Source organism: Heliorestis acidaminivorans (genome assembly GCF_008933955.1).
Lineage (GTDB): Bacteria > Bacillota > Desulfitobacteriia > Heliobacteriales > Heliobacteriaceae > Heliorestis > Heliorestis acidaminivorans.
In genome coordinates this window covers 158773-165018 of record NZ_WBXO01000006.1, presented here as the reverse complement: position 1 = coordinate 165018, position 6246 = coordinate 158773, and the positions used below count along the sequence as shown (strand labels likewise).

Below are 6246 nucleotides of genomic sequence, written 5' to 3'. Positions count from 1 at the left end.
TTTCTTGGCATTTTCATCGCCCTCCCTAAGAGTATTTTATCTCACTCTTAGGTGTTCAACAAATCGGGTACGGGTCAGTCAGCAACAAGGCAAAGAAAGCGATGCGCCAAACCATCAGAGACTGGCGCATGAACTGGAGATCAAATAGGACCCTTGAAGAAATAGCGACAAAAGTCAACCCAGTTATTAGAGGTTGGATAAATTACTATGGACGCTTTTACAAGTCAGAAATGCATGAAGTACTAAAACACATGAACCGAGCATTGGTGCGATGGGTGCAATGTAAATACAAGAAGCTAAAGAGACACCAGCGATGTGCGACACATTGGCTCGGGAAAATTGCCAAAAGAGAAACAAAAATGTTTACACATTGGCAATGGGGAATAACTCCACCGACTGGATAGTGGGAGCCGGATGAGCTGAGAGGTTCACGTCCGGTTCTGAGAGAGATTTGGGGTGAAATTCCCCTTATCTACTCAACCGTTTGCCACCGAAATACGCGAAGCACGGAGGCGCTTCGTTTGCCACTATATTCTGTTGCGGTAAGCCATACTTTGGAGTGATGTTTATGGCGAGAACAGCTCGAAGAAAAAGTGAGACAGGAATATATCATGTTATGCTCAGAGGCATTGATAAGCGAGATATTTTTCAAAATGAATCAGATTATAAGAAATTTCTTGAGTATATTGAAAAAGCTAAGGAGAAGGTTAATTTTACAGTATATGCATACTGCCTGATGACAAATCATGTCCATCTTTTGCTTAAAGAAACAGAAAAGCATGAAATAGGTGATATTGTGAAAAGAATAGCTGTTGGTTATGTGCAATATCATAATATTAAAATGGGTAGGGTTGGTCACCTTTTTCAGAATAGATTTAAGAGTGAAGCTGTTGATAAGGATGCATATTTTCTTACAGTTTTAAGGTATATCCATCAAAATCCTTTGAAAGCAGGAATGGTAAAAGCTCTGGGTGATTATCAATGGAGTAGTTATAATGAGTTTATTAAAGATAATAAAAAAATAGTTGAAACCACCTTTGCCCTTAACTATTTCAATAACATTGAACAATTTAAGACATTTATGAAAGAAAAAAATGATGATAAGTGTCTTGAGTATGAGCCTCAAAAAAGGTATACAGATGAAGGCTTGAAAGAGATTATTTCTTCATCCATAGATACGTCTGGTTTTGAAAAAATGGACATAGCAACAAGAAAGGAGATTCTAAAAAAAATAAAAGAGGCGACTGGCGCTTGTGAGTTTTCCATTGCAATAGAAGGGATTTTCACAAAAACGTCGAAACATGTAATTAATGGCAAAAAGAAGTTCTCCCTCGCCATGCGAAACGTCCCCCTGCCACCCCTTCTATGGCCCTTGCAAAATGTCTGATAACACACTATAATAATAGGAACTACTCTTGATAAATGGATATTCTACAAGGAGGAATATGGATGAGCAAATGCCCTGTAACAGGAATGACGAAGAAAAGTGTTGCTGGTGGTGGCACGACGAATCGTGACTGGTGGCCGAACCAGTTGAATCTTAAAATGCTTCACCAGAACTCACCGAAGAGAAACCCTATGGGGGAAGACTTCAACTATACTGAGGAATTTCAGAAACTTGACTTAGAAGCACTGAAAAAGGACTTATATGCTCTAATGACGGATTCACAGGAATGGTGGCCTGCTGACTACGGTCATTATGGGGCTCTTTTCATCCGCATGGCTTGGCATAGTGCTGGTACATACCGATTGGGAGATGGCCGAGGTGGTGCAGGTACGGGAAGTCAACGATTTGCGCCTCTAAACAGTTGGCCTGATAATGCAAACCTTGATAAAGCACGTCGTCTGTTATGGCCGATCAAGAAAAAGTACGGAAAGCAGATTTCTTGGGCTGACCTAATGATTCTTGTAGGTAATTGCGCTTTAGAGTCTATGGGGTTAAAAACCTTCGGTTTTGCCGGTGGTCGAGAAGATATCTGGGAGCCTGAAGAGGATATTTATTGGGGTGCCGAGGACGAGTGGCTTGGTGATAAGCGCTATTCTGGAGAAAGGGATCTTGAAAATCCTCTGGCAGCGGTGCAGATGGGTCTGATTTATGTTAATCCTGAAGGACCGAACGGCGTACCCGATGTTCTAGCCTCCGGTAAAGACATTCGCGATACTTTTGCACGCATGGGCATGAACGACGAAGAGACTGTTGCCTTGATTGCAGGCGGTCATACCTTTGGAAAATGTCATGGCGCAGGAAGTGCCACCCATGTAGGTCCTGAGCCAGAGGCCGCTAGTATTGAAGAACAGGGACTTGGCTGGAAGAATAGCTTCGGTAGTGGTAAAGGCAGTGATACGATCACAAGCGGTATCGAAGGAGCCTGGACCCCTACCCCGACAAAATGGGATAATAGCTACTTAGAGATTATTTTCAAATATGACTGGAATCTCGTGAAGAGCCCTGCAGGAGCTTGGCAATGGGTGCCAACGGAGCCCGAGGAAGGAGATCTTGTAACAGATGGTCACGATCCATCCAAGAAATATGCAACGATCATGACTACTGCCGATCTCGCTCTGAGAATGGATCCCGTCTATAAGCCCATTTCGAAGCGCTTCCTAGAGAATCCCGATGAGTTTGCCGACGCCTTCGCTCGTGCTTGGTTTAAGTTGACGCACCGCGATATGGGCCCCCTCTCGCGCTATCTTGGTCCAGAAGTTCCCTCTGAGGAACTGATCTGGCAGGATCCCCTACCAGCAGTTGATCATGAACTGATCGATGAACAGGACATGGCAGAACTTAAGGCTAGAATCCTTAACTCAGGCCTATCGATTTCTGAACTTGTCTCTACAGCCTGGGCATCAGCATCGACCTTCCGTGGTTCTGATAAGCGGGGAGGTGCAAATGGAGCACGTGTTCGTCTGGCACCTCAGAAGGACTGGGCAGTAAACGAACCAGAACGATTACAAAAAGTACTGCAAGTTCTTGAAAACATCCAGAGTGATTTCAACAGTGCACAATCAGACAATAAGAAAGTATCTCTTGCCGATCTAATTGTATTAGCTGGATGCGCAGGTATTGAAGAAGGGGCTAAGAATGCTGGCTTTGATGTAGCTGTTCCATTTACAGCAGGTCGCACCGATGCATCACAGGAACAGACTGATGTCATATCATTCTCCGTTCTTGAACCAAAAGCAGACGGTTTCCGTAACTATAGTAAAGCCAAATATGCTGTCTCTTTAGAAGAAATGCTTGTCGATCGCGCACAACTGTTGGGATTGACGGCACCTGAAATGACTGTTTTGATTGGCGGCATGCGGGTACTAAATGCTAATTACAAGCAGTCACAGCATGGTGTATTTACTAAGACTCCTGAAAGTCTGACTAATGACTTCTTCGTCAACCTGCTTGATATGGACACTAAGTGGAAAGCCGTAGCTGAAGATGGCGATACTTTTGAGGGCAGAGATGGCAAGACGAATGAACTCAAGTGGACGGCGACTCGCCTTGACCTGATCTTTGGTTCTAATTCTGAACTGCGGGCCATTGCAGAGGTCTATGCAAGTGATGATGCGAAAGAGAAGTTCCTTCACGACTTTATCGGTGCATGGAACAAAGTGATGAATGCAGATCGTTTTGACCGAGCCTTATCGTCAAGCTTTAAGTAAAGCTGAAGCAATTAGAATTATAAAAAAAAGAATCAGGGAAAAAGTTCGATCCCGAAGTAGTGAAGGTTTTTCTCGATCTAATAGCTTTTAAGCACAACGATAATTTTAACTAAATGCAACAAGTAGAAAAAGCACCTATTCGGTGCTTTTTCTACTTACAACAGTTTTCTTAAACTCAGAAAACTAATCAGTATTTTTTTCCTCGTTGTAATCTTCTCTTAAAATCTGATCATGAACCTTATCATCAGAAGTATCTACTTGCTCATTGGCACTTACTTCTTCATCTAAGTTAGCAGTATTGACTTCATTCTTAACTAAGATTAGCCGTTTCTGCTCAGAATTACTTGACTTTAAGGCCTCATACTCTTCCATCAGAGCAGGGATACCTTTGAAGATAGCATCATTTCCATATAGATAACGCATCATGCTGGCATATTGACTTTTTATGTTGTTTACGTTAATTTCAAGCCCTTGGCTTTCCAAATTGCTTAGTTTCTCGAAAACTGTTTTTTTGATTTCTTCTTCCGTACTGCCCCAGCGAATGCGAGAGCTTTTTTCTTTTTTGGCTTCTATTGCTGTAGCATCAATAACTTTTTTCTTCCGTCCACGCTTGCTTTTCTGTCCTAAGAGCGCTTGTTTTTCTTCTTTAGATAAAGCTATTACAGGCTTAATTACATCAGGAAAGGTAATCTCCTTGATTCCTATTTCAAATAGAGTTTTTTCTTTTGCCATACCTTCTGCTTGAGCTTCTTGTTCAGTTTTACTAGTACTAGGTAGATTTTTCTCTACAGTTAGGCGGAGAGTTACTATTTCCTCAATAAGAGGCTGTAAAGCTTTTTCTACCATAGTCTCGGCTGTAGAAAAGGCTGTTTCTAAGGCTTTTCTGTAGCGAAGATACTCTGCGTCTAGTTCTTGCAACGCCTTTTCCTGCGCCGAAAGGTATTCTTTATGACGCATTTTTATCAAACCGTCCTTTACAAAGTTATTGTTATATCTAGTATACAACGGTTTTTAGAAAGCTAAAACAGATTTGTAATAAAAATATCAAAAATATTATTGCCTTGGATAATAATTAGAAAGCTGATGTTGCGAGGTAAAAAAAGGTTTATAGCAACCAAGTGCAACGGTAATACTGGCTATAGCTGTTGAGGCCGTAATAACTAAAATAATTAGTATCTGATATTTTACAGCTTCAATTGGGCTTGCTCCAGCTATGATCAGGCCTGTCATCATACCTGGCAATTGAACTAACCCTACAGTTTTCATACTGTCTATAGTTGGACTCATACCAGCACGAAGGGCCTGCTTGATAGCAGAAGAGGCCGCTTGTCTTCCTGTTGCGCCGAGGGCTAAGGCTGTAAGTATTAGACCTTTTTGACTTGCCAATTCTGACTGTAGGCGACTCAAAGTGAGGCCGGCGGCAATCATAGCATTACCAATGATCATACCACTAATTGGTATAATGTATTGTGGTTCAACTGGTACAATTTGCAGAATCAAGAGTAAGCCCATGGTCGTAATTTCAGCAAATAGAAGTGCGCCAAGGATATAGGTAAGTGCAATGGATCGTGGAAGAAAAGATGATTTTTGTGATGCATTTTGACTGGCCACTAAAATCATTAGAGCTAAAATAAAAAGAATGCCTGTAAGAGAGCGAAGATCGAAGATTAGCTGTAAGACATAGCCAATTACGAAGAGTTGTATAAAGGCTCGTATAGTACCAACTAGTAAATCTTTTTCTAAGGCTAGCTGTTCTTTATATGAGATGAACAAGGCTATAGCTACAAAGGAAAGACTTATCAGGAGAATAAGTGGACTCAATAGTTTCCCTCCCTGACAGTTAGAAAAGTTTTAACTTTTTCTGGTGCATTAGATGAGAAGAAGTCTTCTACTGATAAATCATATAGAAGTCTACCTTGTTCCATGAGAAAGATTCTATGGGCAATTCTTTTAGCTTGTTTTGGATCATGAGTAACCCAGAGAACAGCTCGCTCGCCGTGAAGATATGAAGAAATTAAGTTCTCGATAAGTGCTGTCCCATGAATGTCTAGAGCAGAAGTAGGTTCATCAAGGAGTAAGACAGATGGTTCTAGAAGCAGTGAACGAGCTAAAGCAAGGCGTTGTTGCTCTCCACCAGATAAGTTGTCTCCCTGTTGAGTCAAAAGAGTAGGTGATAAGTCAACTTTCTCTAACCATTCTGCCCCATCATAGTCTAGATTCCACAATTGCGCTCCATAAGCTAAATTATCAGCCACAGTACCAGGGAACAAATAGGGCCGTTGGCTGATATAAGCGACTTGACGGCGTAATTCTGTAACAGCTATCTTGTCAATTGCTTGTCCTTTATATTGAATTTTACCTCTAGTAGGCTCTAACAAACGATTGAGCAGTTTTAAGAAAGTGCTTTTTCCAGATCCTGAAGGACCTATAATAGCAACAACTTCTCCACTATTTAGTGTTCCAGTAATATTATGCAAAATAGTAGTAGAAGTAGCTCCCTTATCGGGAATGGAAAAGGACAGGTCATCCCATTGCAATAAAGGAGTATAAGAAGACAAAGAAATGTACTCGTCTTTTGGTAACAATGAAAAG

General features: G+C 41.4%; 6 protein-coding genes. 3 read left to right on the top strand and 3 right to left on the bottom strand.

The window, feature by feature from the left end:
• The first annotated feature begins 101 nt into the window (after window positions 1–101).
• The 3 genes from F9B85_RS09615 to katG all read left to right on the top strand — a co-directional run bounded on the left by F9B85_RS09615 (window position 102) and on the right by katG (window position 3654).
• Window positions 102–404: a group II intron maturase-specific domain-containing protein gene (locus F9B85_RS09615; RefSeq protein WP_279237755.1), complete on the top strand. Its 303-nt coding sequence runs from the start codon at window positions 102–104 to the stop codon at window positions 402–404.
• A 164-nt stretch (window positions 405–568) separates the two neighbouring features.
• Window positions 569–1387 (top strand): transposase, encoded by an 819-nt coding sequence (locus F9B85_RS09610; protein ID WP_170270384.1) that lies wholly within the window; start codon window positions 569–571, stop codon window positions 1385–1387.
• Between the two features lie 62 nt (window positions 1388–1449).
• On the top strand, window positions 1450–3654 hold the full coding sequence (gene katG / locus F9B85_RS09605) for a catalase/peroxidase HPI (RefSeq protein ID WP_151620308.1): 2205 nt from the start codon (window positions 1450–1452) through the stop codon (window positions 3652–3654).
• Between the two features lie 183 nt (window positions 3655–3837).
• Here the strand turns inward: katG and F9B85_RS09600 are convergent, their stop codons facing one another.
• From F9B85_RS09600 to F9B85_RS09590, 3 genes are all read right to left on the bottom strand, one after another.
• The gene (locus F9B85_RS09600) at window positions 3838–4611 is read right to left on the bottom strand and encodes a hypothetical protein (protein WP_151620306.1); all 774 of its coding nucleotides are present in this window, start codon (window positions 4609–4611) and stop codon (window positions 3838–3840) included.
• Between the two features lie 96 nt (window positions 4612–4707).
• Entirely contained in the window at window positions 4708–5475 is a 768-nt protein-coding gene (locus F9B85_RS09595; protein ID WP_151620304.1) for an ABC transporter permease, read from the bottom strand.
• Window positions 5472–6239 carry an ABC transporter ATP-binding protein gene (locus F9B85_RS09590; RefSeq protein ID WP_170270382.1) on the bottom strand — a complete coding sequence of 256 codons (768 nt, stop codon included), beginning with the start codon at window positions 6237–6239 and terminating at the stop codon, window positions 5472–5474. The genes F9B85_RS09595 and F9B85_RS09590 overlap by 4 nt, the downstream gene beginning before the upstream one ends.
• Between the last annotated feature and the right edge of the window lie 7 nt (window positions 6240–6246).